Source organism: Caldisphaera lagunensis DSM 15908, from assembly GCF_000317795.1.
Lineage (GTDB): Archaea > Thermoproteota > Thermoprotei_A > Sulfolobales > Acidilobaceae > Caldisphaera > Caldisphaera lagunensis.
The window spans coordinates 635664-652976 of the sequence record NC_019791.1; the positions used below are offsets into that span (position 1 = coordinate 635664).

At 30.8% G+C, this 17313-nt stretch carries 17 protein-coding genes and 2 tRNA genes; 14 read left to right on the forward strand and 5 right to left on the reverse strand.

What is annotated here, in order from left to right:
• Positions 1-284: 284 nt before the first annotated feature.
• The 3 genes from CALAG_RS03165 (at position 285) to CALAG_RS03175 (ending at position 3559) form a co-directional block, all read left to right on the forward strand.
• Positions 285-2216, forward strand: coding sequence for an APC family permease (locus tag CALAG_RS03165; protein ID WP_048816704.1), 1932 nt, complete (start codon positions 285-287; stop codon positions 2214-2216).
• 653 nt (positions 2217-2869) lie between these two features.
• Positions 2870-2945, forward strand: a tRNA-Gly gene (locus CALAG_RS03170).
• Between the two features lie 182 nt (positions 2946-3127).
• Entirely contained in the window at positions 3128-3559 is a 432-nt protein-coding gene (locus CALAG_RS03175) for an archease (RefSeq protein ID WP_015232301.1), read from the forward strand.
• A 109-nt stretch (positions 3560-3668) separates the two neighbouring features.
• Here the strand turns inward: CALAG_RS03175 and CALAG_RS08075 are convergent, their stop codons facing one another.
• Positions 3669-3794 carry a hypothetical protein gene (locus CALAG_RS08075; RefSeq protein ID WP_015232302.1) on the reverse strand — a complete coding sequence of 42 codons (126 nt, stop codon included), beginning with the start codon at positions 3792-3794 and terminating at the stop codon, positions 3669-3671.
• 221 nt (positions 3795-4015) lie between these two features.
• Here CALAG_RS08075 and CALAG_RS03180 point away from each other — a divergent pair, with 221 nt between their 5' ends.
• The 3 genes from CALAG_RS03180 (at position 4016) to CALAG_RS03190 (ending at position 6502) form a co-directional block, all read left to right on the forward strand.
• Entirely contained in the window at positions 4016-4714 is a 699-nt protein-coding gene (locus CALAG_RS03180; protein ID WP_048816705.1) for a dolichol kinase, read from the forward strand.
• A 220-nt stretch (positions 4715-4934) separates the two neighbouring features.
• Entirely contained in the window at positions 4935-5990 is a 1056-nt protein-coding gene (locus CALAG_RS03185; RefSeq protein WP_015232304.1) for an NAD(P)-binding protein, read from the forward strand.
• A 26-nt stretch (positions 5991-6016) separates the two neighbouring features.
• The gene (locus CALAG_RS03190) at positions 6017-6502 is read left to right on the forward strand and encodes an Lrp/AsnC family transcriptional regulator (protein ID WP_015232305.1); all 486 of its coding nucleotides are present in this window, start codon (positions 6017-6019) and stop codon (positions 6500-6502) included.
• Here CALAG_RS03190 and CALAG_RS03195 read toward each other — a convergent pair.
• A complete protein-coding gene (locus CALAG_RS03195; RefSeq protein ID WP_015232306.1) occupies positions 6485-7036 on the reverse strand; it encodes an archaemetzincin family Zn-dependent metalloprotease in 552 nt (183 codons plus the stop codon). The genes CALAG_RS03190 and CALAG_RS03195 overlap by 18 nt on opposite strands.
• Positions 7037-7222: 186 nt before the next feature.
• Here CALAG_RS03195 and CALAG_RS03200 point away from each other — a divergent pair, with 186 nt between their 5' ends.
• The 8 genes from CALAG_RS03200 (at position 7223) to CALAG_RS03235 (ending at position 15522) form a co-directional block, all read left to right on the forward strand.
• Positions 7223-7894, forward strand: coding sequence for an endonuclease III domain-containing protein (locus tag CALAG_RS03200; protein ID WP_048816706.1), 672 nt, complete (start codon positions 7223-7225; stop codon positions 7892-7894).
• A complete protein-coding gene (locus CALAG_RS03205) occupies positions 7855-8364 on the forward strand; it encodes a hypothetical protein (protein WP_015232308.1) in 510 nt (169 codons plus the stop codon). Before CALAG_RS03200 ends, CALAG_RS03205 begins: the two co-directional genes overlap by 40 nt.
• Positions 8365-8483: 119 nt before the next feature.
• Entirely contained in the window at positions 8484-9728 is a 1245-nt protein-coding gene (locus tag CALAG_RS03210; RefSeq protein ID WP_015232309.1) for a Cdc6/Cdc18 family protein, read from the forward strand.
• Positions 9729-9730: 2 nt separating this feature from the next.
• Entirely contained in the window at positions 9731-9994 is a 264-nt protein-coding gene (locus CALAG_RS03215; protein ID WP_015232310.1) for an HTH domain-containing protein, read from the forward strand.
• 32 nt (positions 9995-10026) lie between these two features.
• Positions 10027-10467 carry a cyclic pyranopterin monophosphate synthase MoaC gene (gene moaC / locus CALAG_RS03220; RefSeq protein WP_015232311.1) on the forward strand — a complete coding sequence of 147 codons (441 nt, stop codon included), beginning with the start codon at positions 10027-10029 and terminating at the stop codon, positions 10465-10467.
• A gap of 57 nt (positions 10468-10524) precedes the next feature.
• Positions 10525-11094 carry a DNA replication protein Gins23 gene (gins23, locus tag CALAG_RS03225; RefSeq protein WP_157463178.1) on the forward strand — a complete coding sequence of 190 codons (570 nt, stop codon included), beginning with the start codon at positions 10525-10527 and terminating at the stop codon, positions 11092-11094.
• On the forward strand, positions 11084-13177 hold the full coding sequence (gene mcm, locus CALAG_RS03230) for a minichromosome maintenance protein MCM (protein WP_015232313.1): 2094 nt from the start codon (positions 11084-11086) through the stop codon (positions 13175-13177). Before gins23 ends, mcm begins: the two co-directional genes overlap by 11 nt.
• Positions 13178-13401: 224 nt before the next feature.
• Entirely contained in the window at positions 13402-15522 is a 2121-nt protein-coding gene (locus CALAG_RS03235) for a DEAD/DEAH box helicase (protein WP_015232314.1), read from the forward strand.
• 1 nt (position 15523) lies between these two features.
• Here CALAG_RS03235 and CALAG_RS03240 read toward each other — a convergent pair whose 3' ends face one another.
• The 3 genes from CALAG_RS03240 to CALAG_RS03245 all read right to left on the reverse strand — a co-directional run bounded on the left by CALAG_RS03240 (position 15524) and on the right by CALAG_RS03245 (position 17289).
• The gene (locus tag CALAG_RS03240; protein ID WP_425393260.1) at positions 15524-16639 is read right to left on the reverse strand and encodes a saccharopine dehydrogenase family protein; all 1116 of its coding nucleotides are present in this window, start codon (positions 16637-16639) and stop codon (positions 15524-15526) included.
• Positions 16640-16740: 101 nt separating this feature from the next.
• Positions 16741-17121: a hypothetical protein gene (locus tag CALAG_RS07795; RefSeq protein ID WP_172633878.1), complete on the reverse strand. Its 381-nt coding sequence runs from the start codon at positions 17119-17121 to the stop codon at positions 16741-16743.
• Positions 17122-17215: 94 nt separating this feature from the next.
• Positions 17216-17289, reverse strand: a tRNA-His gene (locus CALAG_RS03245).
• Positions 17290-17313: the final 24 nt, after the last annotated feature.

Genomic DNA, 17313 nt, shown 5'->3' on the forward strand with positions numbered 1-17313 from the left:
ATAGATGAGTAGATATAGCCAAGAGGTTCTCTCCAATAGTCGATAAGAGATCAATCAGATAGGAGGAGTTCTCTGATCCTCTAGATTCCCTCTCATACAAGAAATGTGATCAGAATCATGAGGAGCCACTATTTATAGTGTTAGAATTTGGTTGTAGGATGTTAGATTATTTGCTATTTCCCACTTAAATTAAATCTCATTTTACATGTAAGATTCCCACGTATATATTATTTATATTAAAAATTTATATACTATTGTTTTAAAATCATGATATCAGTTAGGTGATGTTTTTGGGAGAGGAAAAATATATTAATAGAGCAGAAGAAACAGATAAACAGCTTAGAAAAGCATTGAATTTCTGGGATATAACATATTTAGTAGTTGGAGCTATGATAGGCTCAGGATGGTTATTCGGCGCATTATATGCAAGCTCTGTTGTCGGGCCAGGATCTATACTATCATGGATAGTAGCTGGTGTACTAATGTTTTTTATAGCGTTAGTTTTTGCGGAAATATCCGGTATGATACCAAAAACTGGTTCAATTGTTAGATATCCCCAATATTCTCATGGAAGCTTTGCCTCATTTATTCTTGCATGGTCATATCTATTAAGCGCTATAACCGTTGCACCTGCCGAGGCTGAAGCTGTTATAACATATATGAGTTCCTATGTGCCAGGCCTTACCACTACTGTAAGCGGTTTAACAGTATTAACAGGATTGGGTATTATAGTAGCTTTTATATTTCTTACCTTCTTCTTCTTGCTAAACTACTATGGAGTTCATGTAATGGGAAAAACAAATACAGGTGTAGGATGGTGGAAATTACTTGTCCCTCTTATAACAATAATATTACTTATTTCTCTCTTCTTCCACCCAAAGAATTTTGCTACACCTAGCTTTTTACCATATGGCTCATCACCCATATTGTTTGCAATACCAACAACTGGTATAGCATTCGCATATTTAGGTTTTAGACAAGGGTTGGAATATGCCGGTGAAGCTAAAAATCCAAAAAGAGATGTACCATTAGGAACAATTCTTGGATTTATCATAGTTGTCGCTATATATGTTCTATTACAAGTAGCATTTATAGGAGGAGTAGATTGGGGTAAGGTATCAACAGCCTCAGGTGTTACAATAGCCCCCGGTAATTGGACAGGATTAAGCTCATCAGTGCTTGCCAACGGACCATTTTATGAAATTCTAAAAATATCTGCGATACCAATCCTTGTAGGATGGGGAATATTCCTTTTAATAGATGCTATAGTTTCACCTTCAGGTACAGGTTGGATTTATGAAGGAACAACAACGAGAGTTTTCTATGGAATGGCAGCTGATGGACATTTACCAGACCTATTTCTAAAATTAAACAAGCATAAAATACCAATATTTTCATTAATAGCGTCATGGTTAATAGGTGCTTTGTTTTTATTGCCATATCCGGCATGGGTTAAAATTGCTGGATTTATATCATCAACTACGGTGTTTACATATATGATAAGTGGTTCAGCCCTCGTTGTGCTTAGAAAAACTGCACCTAATGCTCACAGACCATTAAAATTACCTGTTCCATGGATTTTAGGTGGAATTGCCTTTATAGCATCATTTTTAATAGTTTACTGGAGTACCTTTTCTATCTTATGGGGAGTTGATGCATTAATATTAGCAGGTATACCAATATTTTATATTTATACAATGCCAAAGAGATTGGGAAGTAATTTAACATTAGGCATAGTATTAGGCGTTATATATTGGATAACATTGGCTGTAACAACAATCTACTTCTTAGATTATGGAATAGTAGCAAAGGTTGCAAGTTATTATACGATGGAACCTATACCTTCATTCAGTGTAATACTATCTCATACTGCTCCGAACTTTGTATTGTGGGTAGTAATAAATGTAATAACTACAGTTTTGTTTACCTATATACTTTATAGGGGTCTCCCTACAGCATATTCAAAATCTCAAATAAAGGCTGGATTTTGGGTCATTGCAACTATATTTGCTGGATTAATAGTTTCATACTTAAGTTCATTAGGACCATATATGCCAAACTATTCAATTATACCTTATCCATGGGATACCGTATTAGCAGTAGTAGTTGCTGCAGTATTATTTGTATATTCAGCATTAAGCGGTATATTAACTGATGACCTGGTAGCTGTTATGAAAGGTTTGGGAATAGATATTACTAAAGACAACAATAAGTAATAATTTTTATTTTTTATCATATTTTTAATTTTTAATTTAAATTACAAAATAGTCTATAGGTTATAATGATAGACAATTGTTATGAAACTTTAATATAACCTTAAATATTACAAATTCAGAAAATAAACTGGAGATAAATAATGCCTAAAAATAAAACGAGAAGGAAAACTTTGCTAATAGTGTTTGCAATAATATTGATAGTAGTGTTTCTGATTCCAGTAATTGGGACAATATTCTTACATTGAAAGTACTATTAAAAAGATTTAGTATGGAAATTTTTAGGATAAAGAATGTCTCTTATAAAAAGAATTTTTATATTTTCATAATAAGTATCAAATTATTGCAAATTGATATCAAGGTTCCAAATATGAGTTCTCTAAGTTATCATTTGCAAAAATAATAATATAATCTCAAATTGATAAGGTAAAATCTTATCTTTACAGATTAAAACAAGTCAGATAATTTTAGCCTGGACAACTAATTTTAAATATGTATATCATAACTTTTAAAATGTTTTATGCGTGTATGTATTTGTCTTAATTGTGTTAGATAATTAAAAATTTTTAATAAAAATTAATTCAATGCAATAATTAATTTTAATATGAGAAAAGATTAGTGTGATTTTTAAGTCTCATTCTTAGTTACTATTATGGGCGGCGGTAGTCTAGCCTGGATTAGGACGCTGGCCCCCCAAGCCAGAGGTCCCGGGTTCAAATCCCGGCCGCCGCATTTTACTATATAAATTGAAACTATATCTAGTCTATAATATCAAAATACATTTTTTATTATAATGTAAAGGTTAACCTTTTTTGGTAAAGATACCTAAAGGTTTCAGACATTAGTTAAATTCAATACACATAGAATTATAACTCTTAAATTTTATTTATATTAAATTATTATTGGAGAGAGGTATGTTAAATAAATGCCCAGGTTACGAATTTTTAGATCACACAAGTGATGTGCTAATAAAGGCTATAGGAAATTCATTAAATGAGTCATTTGAACAGGCAGCGATTGCGGTTTATGAAGTTATAACAGATACCAATAAAGTTATGCCATTAAATGAAATAGAAATTGAAGTAGATGGATATGATATATACAATCTACTTTATCGATGGATTGAATCTCTTTTATATTATACGGATTCAGAAGGTTTAGTTTTTAGTAAGTTTGTAGTAAATATTGATGAAAAAAACACTAGACTAAAAGCGAAGATTTATGGAGAAAAATTTAATAATGAAATTCATGAGCATAGAACCATAGTTAAGGCTATGACATATTCCCAAATGGAAATAAAGAAAGAAGAAAATTGTTGGGTTATTTATTTTGTTGTAGATATTTAGGATTAACGTGAGAAATAATAGGACTAAAAGAAGGATTTTTAGATTAAGACAAAGCTGAATTAGATAAAATAGATTACATAAAACTATTGAAAAAGAAAAGTCTATTAAATTAACCGCCTGGAGCCCCATGGAATGGTGTTTCCATCCATATCATATACCATTCCATGTATAATTTTTCTTCTAAATCGAATGCTTCTTTTTTGTTATTAATATTATTATTGTTTTCGTTTTTCATACCTACTTCACTCCCACCAATCTAGTTATAAATAGAGTTTTTAAATTTTTTAGGATAATCTATTAATATATGTGTTTATATTTTCTTTATTATAATTTTTTGTTTATAATTGATAAGATAATCAAATGTTAAAAATAAATTAATTTTTATATTTAAATTTATTTAGTAATATAGTAATAATTTTTAAACTAGATAGTATATTTATTTTTATTGTGAACGATATGTTATTAATAACATATTCGGAAATGATTCATGATACATTAATAGCTGTTATAATGATGCTTTGGGTTATATTTGTTACAATCTATTTAGCAAGATTAACTTATAATATAGCTATAAAAAGGGGTTGGAGTGATCACTCAGCAAAATATTTTTCTAGGAAAGTAATTCATATTTTAGCTGGTGGATTAGTAGCTTTTCTACTACCTTTTACTTTTAAAGAGCCGATATATCCATTGATCATGGCATTACTAATATCTATATTGACTTACTACCTCCATAAAACAGGAAAGCTTATGTATTGGTTTCAAGATCCAGAAAATGAATATGAGGTACATTTTGCTTTAATGTGGGGAATAGTTATCTTTCTTACGTGGTTTATTGATAAGAGCTTTTGGTTAGGTGTAATTCCCGCTTTGATGATGTCATGGGGTGATGGAATAACTGGAATAATAAGAAACATTAGATATAAAAGGAGAGTAAAAGGTTGGGAAGGAAGTTTGGGTATGCTTGTTGTTAGCGTTATTGTAGGTTTGAGATTTGGATTAGCTGGAATTATAGCAGCGGTATTTGCTACATTAGTTGAAAGATGGAATAAGATAGATGATAACATTACAGTCCCTTTGGTTTCTTTGTTTACTCTTTTAATTTTTGTTGAATTTTTCCCTAGTGTTACAAAATTATTTATGATACCATATTAATTGATATCTTTACAAAAATCTCTGTCTTTATTATTGGAGATCATGTTGGTAAGGAAGATTATTTTATATCTATATTTTCAGTTATAAGATTGTTTTTGATCTTATCTTAACTAAAATAATGAACTTGTATTTGATTAGATTTTGTATTATGGATAAAAGAGGATTGTTTTATATTAAAAAATTTTATTTTTAATTTTACCTTGCTATTTGGGAGAAAGAATTGAAAGAAATTAATATAATAGGAGCAGGACCTGCTGGAGCTGCAGCAGCATATGCTTTATCTAAACATGGATATAAAGTCAAAATTTACGAAGCTAATAAAAGACTTGCAATGAAACCTTGCGGTCTTGGAATACCTTCTGTTAAGGATTTGCCATTTAAAATATCAAAGCAATTTGTATTAAAAACGGTTAATGGAGTAGAATTATATGTGGATGAAAAAAAGGTACTAGATAAAGAAAACTTTTTAGAAGGATATATTATAGATAAAGAAAACTTTTTAGAATCATTAATAGCAGAATCGGGAGCTGAAATTTATAAAAATTCTGGCTATAATCCTCTAAGAAATACTGTAAGAGAAAATGGAAATATAAAGGAAGTGAAAGAAGGCATCATCGCAGGAGGTTTCTCATTTTATAATGGAGAAAAAATAAATGCAATCCAAACAATTGCCAAATCAAAAGACATAGAGGATTTAAGGAAACTTATTATATTTTTTGATACAGAAATAATTGGATATTATTGGATATTTCCCACTGAAGATGGTGTTGAGGTTGGAGTTGGAGGTTATAGGAGTACTGAAGAGTTATCTACTCTTCTAAATAAATTCATAAAAAGTAATGAGTTATTAGCTAATTCTACAACATATGATATTAAAGGTGCACAAATAGCGGTTGGAGGAGTTGATTTAAACTTTAATGATAATTTAATAAAAATAGGAGAAGCAGCAGGTTTTGTTTTACCTTTGACTGGAGAAGGGATTAGACCTTCTTTAATTTCTGGCATTGAGGCTGCTAACGCGATTAATGAAGGAAAAAATGTTAAAAATCATTTACATAATTTAAAAATTACAAACGCTATCAGGATTCAAAGAAGAATATTAGTGAGAGTAAAATCAATGGATAGACAAAGAAGGAGAGAATTACTATCTAGCATGCCAGCAGAAGTTCATGCTGAGGTTGCATTAGGTAACATGAATAAACTTAAGATAATTAAAGCATTAGCTTCTAGACCAGATTTGGCTATAAAGCTAATTAATTATATGAGTAATGAATAGAAAGTTCTTAGATGGGGGTAAGGATAATGAAGCAAAAGACAATTGATGATAAGGATATATTAATTATAAAAAATCTAGAAAAAGATTCAAGAAAACCTTGGAGGCAGCTTGCTAATGAATTAAATTTAAGTGAAGCCACAATATATTTGAGAATAAAGAAATTAGAAGAGAATGAAATAATCAAAGGCTTCACGGTAAAAGTGGATCCGTTAAAAATAGGACTTGCGATGACAGTTTTTCTATTAATAAAAGTTAGGGCAGAAAATTTAATTCAAGTTAAAAAAGAGTTAGTAAGGTTGGATTATATTGTGGAATTACATGAAATAACAGGTTCTTATCAATTTTTAGCTAAATTGTATGCACCTTCTCAAAGAGAAGCATCTAAGGCTATAGAAGAAATAATGAAGATAGAAGGCATAGTTGAAGTAAATACATTGATTTCTTTAAGTTCTCTTAAATCTGAAGAGAATGTGATAGATGCTTTAGGATATTGGCTAAATTCTAAGGGTTGATTCATAAAATTGCATTATATCAAGTTTGCATCTATCACAAAAATCTGGATTTTTATTGTCTACATCATCTACGCTATTGCTGAAATTCATAACACATTTATAAGTATTACAATGCTTTAGGCCGAATAAATGACCAATTTCATGTATACTTTCCTTTAATATTCTCTCTCTATATTTTAATTGATCAAAATTTTTTAATCTCTTTGTATAAATGGAAGCAACTTTCATTTCAATATTTGCTAATCCAAAAACAAAATTTAAATTGAAATAATATCCGTCTAACATTGAAACGCCTAAAACAAAGTTACTTTTTTTCGATAAGAATTCTTTATATTTATCATATAAAAATTTATTTATAATCTCAGCATCATATTGCATTCTATTTATATTATAAGCATTAAATGGAGGTTGCAATGACCATAAATGAGGATAAATTTTAATTTCAAATGGGAAATGATTAGGAATGTTTTGAATTATATAATCTACATCATCTAGGTTTATATCTCCAATTGGCTGCAAAAGTATTTCTATCATTATTATCCCCATTCTTTATTGCAATTTAAAGTATTATTAACGTTTTCACGTTGATGCTTTTTAATTTTGTTTTATCAACATAATTAATAAGTTTCTATTTAATATTATTAATTGATGTGCTGAAGCAAACCGAGTGAGGGTTTATACCCGATGAACGAGAGCTCTCTATGCGAATTGGTGAAAATGTTGAACAGAATTAAAGGCAATGGGAAAGAAATTTATGAGGTGCTTGCTAAGAATTTAGAAATAAATGATAATGATTTTGCTCCAGTTGTAGCTATGAGCAAAAATAATAATCCATTTTCTATTTTGGTTTCTATAATATTAAGCCAAAATACAACAGATAAAAATGCGATAAAGGCATTTAACAATCTTTATGAAAAAACAGGGCTTGATCCAGAAAAAATAGTTGATTTAGGTGTAGATAATGTATCAGAAATAATAAGAACTGCAGGCCTTCCAAAGCAAAAATCCCACTCAATAATAGAACTTGCAAAATTTGTAAAAGAAAAAGGAGAAAAATATTTGTTAGAAAAGGATCCTTTACAATTAAAGAATGAATTAATGAGAATTCCTGGAATTGGAGAAAAGACTAGTGATGTATTTTTATCTTTCACAAGGAATTATCCAGTATTTCCTGTTGATACACATATAAGAAGAATTGCATTGAGATGGGGGTTAAGTGATAAAAATTCTTATAAAAGTATATCTCAAGCATTAATTGAATTTTTTGGGCCTGATCTATCGAATAAAGCCCATAAGTTATTAATAACATTTGGGAGAATTTATTGTAAAGCAAAAAATCCGAGGTGTAAAGAATGCTTTCTAAAGGAGATTTGTCCCTCTGCCCAAATTTAATTGCCGTTTCATTACCAAACAAGAAATCATGGGCATTTGAAGAAATAAGCGATACAATATTCGAAAAAGATCCAAATGCTTATATATTAGAATCAAAATATAATGGTGTTTTCTTAATTTATTTAAAAGAAAATAATATAGATGCAATTATGAAAAATGTCTTAGCCTATCAACATGCATTTCTAAGCAGAATTGTTCCAGTAAAATCATGTGGTAATGATTTAAAATATGTTATAGAAAATTCTTTGTTAATCTTACCTAAAGGCTTTATAAAATTAATAGTACATCTTAGGGAACCTTTAAAAAATGTAATAAAAGAAAATGAAATTTCAGATTTAATAATAAGCTATGGATATAAATTAACAAAGAAATCAAGTAATGCTCTCATTTTAGAAAGCATAGATGAAATATTTGTTTCAACAAGCGGTATTATTAGAAAATGCGGCCCCTCATGCATAACTGTTTATTAGTAATAGCAAAAATTATATCAAGTTTAAAGAATACTTTCAGAAGTGAGAGTGAGATTAGTTAATGAGGTTACTGAAAGTGATTAATATGATTAAATATTCATTGCTGAAGGGGCTGAATCATGTCTGGAAAAATATTTACTAATAGAGGAGTATTTGATGAAACATATATTCCATCAACATTACTTGTTAGAGATTCTGAGGCAAATGTGTTAATAACAAGGTATTTATCAAGGCTTGGTGAAGGTTCCGGTTCTACTGATGTTACTGTTTTGTATGGATCTATAGGTAAGGTAGGTATAGGAAAAACTACTTTAGCAAAATATGTTTCTAGGGTTTTATCTAAGAAGGCGGAAGATAAGGGTATAAATTTCAAGCCTGTTTATATAAACGTTTATGGTGCATCTAGCTTGCATCAAATACTTTCTAGAATAGTTTCTGAATTAGAGATGAACATACCTGTTAGAGGAAATGCAACTATAGAAGTATTAAAAGCAATTTCGGATTTTCTTTATATAAAAGATGCGTATGCATTAATTATACTAGATGAATTCCAATCCTTGCTTATGTCTTCTAAGCTAAGCGATGATGAATTTTATCTTCTTCTTAGGGTCTATGAAGAAATTCCTCCAAAGGATAATATTAATAGGCTTAATTTCATGCTAGTTTCACAAGACTTCAGGATTTTAAGTTATATGAAAGAAAGAATACCTCAAGTAGAATCTCAAATAGGTTTTAGGGTTCATCTAAGACCATATAGCAGCGATGAATTGAAGACAATAATTGAGCAAAGGGCAATTGAGGGACTTTATGAGAATTCTTATAATCAAGATATTTTAAACATGATTGCAGATTATTATGGATATAATGATATAAAGGGAGGAGAGGGAAGTGCCAGAAAGGCTATACTTACTTTAAGGATGGCAGCGGAGATAGCTGATGCAGAAAATTCTGGTAGAATAGAAGAAAGGCATGTAAGAGAAGCTCTGAGTACTAATGCAGTTTCAAATATACCTTTAGATATAATAAGGGCATTAAGCTTACATGAGTTGCTTATATTGCAATCTATTTCTAATTTATTGGTAGCTAAGGGGGGATGGCTAACTAGTGGGGAAGTTGAGGATGAATATTCTCACCTTTCTTATGCATATGGGGAAGAGCCTAGGAAACATACACAGTTTTATGAATACATAAAGAATTTAAATAATATGGGTCTAATTGAAAGCAAGATATCAGGTAAAGGAATTAGAGGTAAAACAACTATTATAAGATTACCATTAGATATACCAGCTGAGAGATTAAAAGAAGTTTTAGAATCTATATTATTAGATAGAATTGGAGGGCCTAAACCAGAACAAGGTAATTAAGAATGGATATTGAGAAGATTTTAGCAAGCAAAGGAAAAGTAAGGATATTGAAGGTATTAATGAAAGAAGGTCAAATTAATATATCTAGGCTTGCAAAGCTAACAGGCTTGCATCATGATGTCATAGTAAAAAATATGGAAGAGCTTAAGGAAATGGGAATTGTAGAGGAAAAAAGGTATGGTAGGCTTAGAATTTATATGATAGATTTAAGAGATCCTAAAATAAGCGGATTATATGAGATTTTTAAAGAAATTGAAAACCTTTAAGGTTAGAATGTATTATTTTATTGGGTGTAAAAATGGCTCAGATGGTTGATGTTACTAATAAACCAATTATTTATAGGGAGGCTGTAGCAAGTGGGGAAATAAAATTAAGGGAAGAAACTATAAAAAGAATATTAAATAAAGAAATAGAAAAAGGTGATGTTGAGGCAGTGGCTTCTGTAGCATCTATTATGGCAGCTAAAGATGCATCAAAAATAATCCCATTAGCTCATCCATTACCTATAACAGGTGTTAGTGTTAATTTTTCTTATGATAAAAATACTGTTAAAATAACTGTTAAGGTGAAAACTAAGGCTGAAACTGGTGTAGAAATGGATGCATTAGCTGGAGTTACTGCAGGTTTATTAGCTGTATGGGACATGGTTAAGCAATATGAGAAAGATTCCCTAGGAATGTATCCCAATACTATGATAACAAATGTAAAAGTTGAGAGTAAGATAAAGAAAGAAGATTAAAAGAGTTCAATCTTCCTTATACGTTTCCGTTTCTAATTATTAAATAGGGTAGTTAGGTTGAAATTTGAAAAAAGACTAAAGCTGCTAAGTTATGATTCAATGGTGAGGAGGACTAAGGTTTTAATGAAAAAAGACTATATTTTATCTCTTTCAGGTGGAACAATAAACGCAAAAAAAGGCGATGAAATAGATCTACCAAGATGGCAGGCACTGTATCTTAAGAGCATAGATGTTGCAGACATAAAAGAAGAAGAGGTTGATATAAATTATTTGAATTCATATCATTTTAAGGAAAAAAGAAATCAAGCACCCAATCAACTATCTCCCCTACCCCAAGATTTTTATATCAAAATAAGTAGTTTTATAAAGAGCTTAGATAAAGCAATTTCTCAAAATCCTACTCATATGTTAATAAATGATAGGGAGGCGGCAGAGAAAAATTTTATTGAGCTTTCAGAAAGCAGATTGCTTAAATTAATTAGGCTATCTCAAACAAATGGAGATGATTTAAGGGATCGTATGACTCCAGAAGAATTCTTAATTTATTCTACAATAAAAAATATCATATTTTCATGGAGAAGTTACATATTAAATTTATCAAAGGGAGGGGTTAACAATGAGCAATGAAGTTTCTCAAGAAATAAGTTATGGAGAGAAATTTAAGGACTTTCTAAGGAATTTTAGAGATTCTACTGGGGCATTCAAATATGTTGAAAGGATACATAGAATGATGAATATGGATATGTCAAGTCTAAACGTTGATTATCCTGATTTATATAGGTATAATACAAATTTAGCAGAAATATTAATAGATAATCCAGAGGAAATCTTAAATCAATTTGGGGAAGCATTAAAAGATATAGTTTCCAGTGAAGATCCAAGCTATGCTGAGAAGAAAAACAAATTCCATATAAGGATCTATGGTTTGTTCAATACAATAAAGATTAGAGATATTAGAACTAATCATGCTGGTAAACTCATACAAATAGAGGGTATAATTACTAGGATGCATCCAATTAGAAGTAAGATGATTAAGGCTACATTTAAACATGAAAAAGAAGGATGCAATGCGGAATTTTATTGGCCAGCTGAAGAAAATGAATATCTAGAAGATAAGATAGAAAAGCCTACTATTTGTCCTATATGCGGAGAAGCAGGGGGTAAATTTACATTAGTAAAAAATAAATCGCTTTATATTGATTGGCAAGAGCTAACAATCCAAGAAAAGCCTGAAGACGTTCCAGGAGGTCAAATGCCTAGAAGTATACCAGTACAGCTAATGGATGATTTAGTAGATATTGCAAGACCTGGAGATAGGGTAACAATTGTAGGAAGCGTTAAACTACAGCAAACTGGAAGCACATCATTAAGTCCATTGTTTGAATTGTATTTAGAAGCAAATAGTGTTAAAGTTTCAGAAAAGGTATTGGAAGAGATAAGTATAACAAGAGAAGATGAGGAAAAAATTTTAGATTTAAGTAAGGATCCATGGATTAGGGAAAAAATAATTTCTAGCATTGGAACAACAATTTTTGGTCATTGGGATCTCAAAGAAGCAATAGCTTTACAATTATTTGGAGGTATTCCAAAGCAGGCTGCAGATGGAACAAGGATAAGAGGTGATATACATGTTTTATTTGTTGGAGACCCAGGTGTTGCAAAAAGTCAATTATTGCAATCAGCATCAAGAGTTGCGCCTAGGGCAGTTTTTACAAGCGGTAAAGGTTCTACCGCGGCAGGATTAACTGCTACGGTTGTTAAAGATTCTAGGACTGGGGAATTTTATTTAGAAGCAGGAGCTCTTGTATTAGCAGATGGAGGTTTAGCAATTATAGATGAATTTGATAAGATGAGACCTGAAGATAGAATTTCTATACATGAAGCTATGGAACAGCAAACAATAAGTATTTCTAAAGCAGGTATTGTTGCAAGACTTAACGCTAGAGCAAGCGTTTTGGCAGCAGGAAATCCAAAATGGGGTATGTACGATATAAATAAGCCTTTTCCGGATAATGTAATTTTACCGCCAACAATATTATCAAGGTTTGATTTAATTTTTGTAGTAAGAGACTTTATTCAGATGGAAAAAGATAGAAGATTAGCAAGGCATATATTAGATGTCCATAGCGATTATGATAAGTTTGCACCTGAAATAGATCCACAGCTATTAAAGAAATATATTATATATGCAAAAAGGTATGTAAAACCAAAGCTTACAGAAGAGGCAAAGAATTTAATAGAAACATTTTTCGTGGCATTGAGGGGTAGCGCATTAAGCAGTTCAAACCAAGAAGGAGGCCAAACTCCAGTACCAATAACAGCAAGACAATTAGAAGCTATAGTAAGGTTAGCAGAAGCTCATGCTAAGATGTCATTGAAAAATGAAATAACAGAGGAAGACGCAGAAGAGGCTATAAGGCTTACTGTGTCTTTCTTAACAAGCGTTGGTCTTGATATAGAAACTAACACAATAGATGCAAATATAATAACAACAGGGGCAAGTTTACAATCAAGAAAATTGATGTCAATCCTAGTTGATTCGCTTAAGCGTTTAACAGAAACTAAGCAGTGCGTTAGATCTGAAGATTTAGTTAATGATATAGTTAATAATCATAAGGTTGCAAAAGATAAGGTAATTGAGGCCCTTCAAAGAGCACATAGAGAAGGCATGATTATAGAAATTAGAAATGGTTGCTATAAGCCAGCCTAGATGTAGTTTTTGTAGTTTTTTCAATACCACTTTATGAAATCAATTTAATTTGATTTTCTATTCCTAATTTTGTGGTAGCTTGTTGATTATATATTTAACTTCCTCATGAGACAATTTAATAAAAAATGGTAAAGCAACTGTGAGCAACCTAAGGAATATCTTTTAAGGAAAGTTAAAACTTAGTATATAAAGCCTCTTAATAATGTAATAAGAAGGGATTAGAATTGCCAAATGATATAACAAAAAAACTAATGGAATTGATGGGCTATGAGTCATTATATCCACCTCAACAAATGGCATTAGAGAAAGACTTGGAAAATGGAAAAAGTTTATTAATTGCATCCCCCACAGCCTCTGGTAAAACATTTATTGCACTTGATGCAATCTTAAATTCATTAAACAAAAAGAAGAAAAGGGCCATATATACTGCCCCCCTTAGAAGCATAGCATCTCAAAAATATAGAGAATTTAAAAGAGTTGAAGAAATGGGCTATAAAGTTAGGTTAAGCATTGGCGATTATGAGGAAGGCCCTCCAAAGTCGGATATTTTAATAACTACATATGAAAGGCTTGATTCTATAATTAGGAACTCTCCAAACATTTTAAATGAAATAGGGAGTGTTGTAATAGATGAAGTACATTATGTAGATGATGAAAAAAGAGGTCCTGTATTAGAAACTTTGATATCAAAAATACTTTATAAAAACCCAGAATTGCAAATAGTAGCATTAAGTGCAACCGTTCCAAATGCAGAGGAAATATCTAAATGGATAAATTCTGACCTTGTATATTCTACATGGAGACCAGTTCCTCTATATGAAGGAGTTTACAAAGATGGACTAATAAAATTCATTGATGGTAAAACAAAAGAAATAGAAACTATAGCCAAGGAACCAAGCATTGATTTAATAATAGATGAGTCAAATCAAGGAGGACAATCATTAGTTTTTTCCCAATCTAGAAAGAGGGTAGTTCAATTAGCAAAGAAATCATCAAGTTTTTACCAATATTATAAATATGATAAAAATTTAGCAAAAAATTTCTCCAAAAAGATTTTATCAACAAATGGACCTAGGAGTTTAAGAGAAGAATTATCTCAATTGATTTTAAAAGGGGTTGCTTATCATCATGCAGGATTATCAAATGAGCAAAGAAGCATTGTTGAAGAAGCGTTTGAAAGAAATGCGATAACAGCCATTTTCGCAACACCAACCTTGGCTGCAGGAGTTAACTTGCCAGCAAGGAGGGTTATAGTTGAGGAGTATTATAGATTTGAAAGGGGTTATAGATCACCAATAAAAGTATCAGAATATAAGCAATTAGCAGGTAGGGCTGGTAGGCCTGGTCTAGATCCATATGGGGAAGCAATTATTGCCGCTAAAAAATCTGATGAATTTGAAGATTTGTTTCAAATATATATAAAAGGGAATTTAGAAAGGCTTGAAAGCAAATTATCCGGTCTTAAAGGGTTAAGGCATTCAGTATTAGGGGCCGTTGCATCTGGTATAGCAAATGATTATGAAAGCATATATGAATTACATAAGAAAACTTTATATTATATACAAAGGGGTGAAAAGACTATTACGCAATTACTAAAAACAGCTATTAAACAATTAATTGATTGGGAACTAATTAATGAGGAGAACAAAAAATTAATTCCAACAAATCTTGGATATGTCACATCAAAAACTTATCTAGACCCTGAAAGCATACCAATTTTAAAGAATATATTAAATAAAATAAAGAAAATTAATGAGACATTAATTTTATATATAATATCCTCAATGCCAGATATAAACCCCTTTATTGTAAATAAGTCTGAAGAAGACAAAATTATGGATAGGGTTATAGAGGATGCACCAGAATTAATTGATATAATAGATTGGATGGGGCCGGATGAAGTTGAAATCATAAAAACAATGTTTGTATTAAAGGATTGGATAAATGAAGTTTCAGAAGATAAGATTTCAGAAAATTATAATATAGGGCCTGGAGACCTAGCATCGTTAACAGATAATGCTAAGTGGGTAACAAGATCATTAGGAGAAATCTGTGAAGTATTGGGTCTACCAAGTGATGTAGTTGGTCAATTTAAGCTATTAGAGAAAAGAATAGAAAATGGGGTAAAGACAGAACTATTAGAATTAGTTAACATACCTGAAGTAGGTCGTGTTAGGGCAAGAAAGCTTTACAATGCTGGGTATAAAAACTTAGCAAGTCTTGCTACGGCTAATCCAAAAGATTTATTAAAAATTAGCGGCATTGGATCATCTACAGTTTTAAAGATAATGGAATATTTTAATAGAGAAAGCGAAGTTAAGGATTTGAAAAAGGATGAAGAATAAATTATTTTATAATTTCTTCTATTATTGGCATACCATCTTTCTTCATCATGTTAATTATATCTTCACCGGTATCTAATTCTCCAAGATATTCAGGATATAAAAGACCTGCTTTCTTCTTTATTTTTCCTTTTATAAATTCTATTCCAGCATACGATAAAAAGCTACCAGTAACCCTTGACATTGCTGTGAAATCATTTTCAGGTGTCGTTATCTGAGTAAATCTAATTCCCTTATCTTTATTTAAAGTTTCTACGACCAAAACAACAATATCATTTAGATTCGATTTATAAGATGCAATAACATTACTTAGGAATTCATCGGCATATATTTCCGCATCATTAATTTTAATCTTTTTATGGTCTAACAAGCCAAGTTTTTTAAGGCCTCTCATAAATTCTATGTGACCAGGCCATCTTAATGTGTATTCAGCAAGATAATCTAATTTGTTAAATGTATAAAGCAAAGATCTTAATCCATCTGTGGGAAAATATTCTAGTTCTCCAACTCCCTTCACATATATTTTGCCAATTTCGCTGCTTAATGGATCCATTTCAATTACTTTACCATTAGATATTAATCTCGCTTTTCTTCTGTATTCATCTATTAAATCCATTGTATTCCAACTTGCTATTATTCCAAATGGAGGGTCTGGCATTTGCGTAATTCCGCCAACATAAATTCTTCCTCCATTAATTTTGCCCAACTTGTTCATACCATATGAAATTAGCATATTAGATAATCCAGGAGCAACGCCCGCATCTAATAACACAGAAACCCCATTTTTTTCTGCAATTTCTCCTATATCTTTTGGATCTTCAGGGAAAAAAGAAACATCTACAACATTAATTCCTAATGAAACAATGTTTTTTAGTGCATTAAAAGCAATGCTTCCTGGTAATGAAGTTATTGCTAAATCAATGTCTTTTAAAGAAAGACAAGATTGCATATCTAATACATTCACTTTTTTGTAACTCAAATTTAACTCATTTGATACCTTTTTTAAAGAATTTTCATTATAATCAAATAGCGTTACATTGAATCCTTCATTTTTTAATAAATAAGCAGCTCTTTTTCCAACATTTCCAACTCCTATAATACCAATATTCAAATTAAACACCAACCTCTGCAGTTCCAACTATCATCATATATCAGTCGACCCTCTTATTTGCTTCATTGGTTGGCGTTTATTATATTATAAAAATAAAATTTATATCTTGATTATATCTTAATATTTGACCTAGTTTTATCGTTATATATTAAAGGTATATGAGGGTTATAGCCTAATGATAACCTCATTTTTTCTAAAAACTCTTCCAATCTTTTGCTGAAGTATTCAATACCAGAAACGTTAACTGTTTTCATCATCTCCATTCTAATCCTTAATGCTCTGCTTAAATCTGATAGCAATTTGGCTTCATAATTTATACCACTATAAGGTCTTTTTATGAATTCTTTTTGTTTATTATATTCTAAAAGAGAAGAAAGCTCATATAATGCATCTTCCATAGATTTATCTTCTATGGAATACGGTATTTTAAAATAAAGATCTTCTATTTCTATCACAACTTTAACAATCGCATTATTTATTATTTCTCCCATCATTTTAATCATACTATAAATTGCAATCAAACCCTTTAAGCTTACCGTCCAGCAGATAAATAAGATAAGTTTATTATGAAGTGTTCCATTAGAGGGCCCGGACCGGGATTCGAACCCGGGACTTCTCGGTCCACAGCCGAGCGCTCTAACCAGCTGAGCTATCCGGGCCATGAATTTAACCGGGCCCATAAA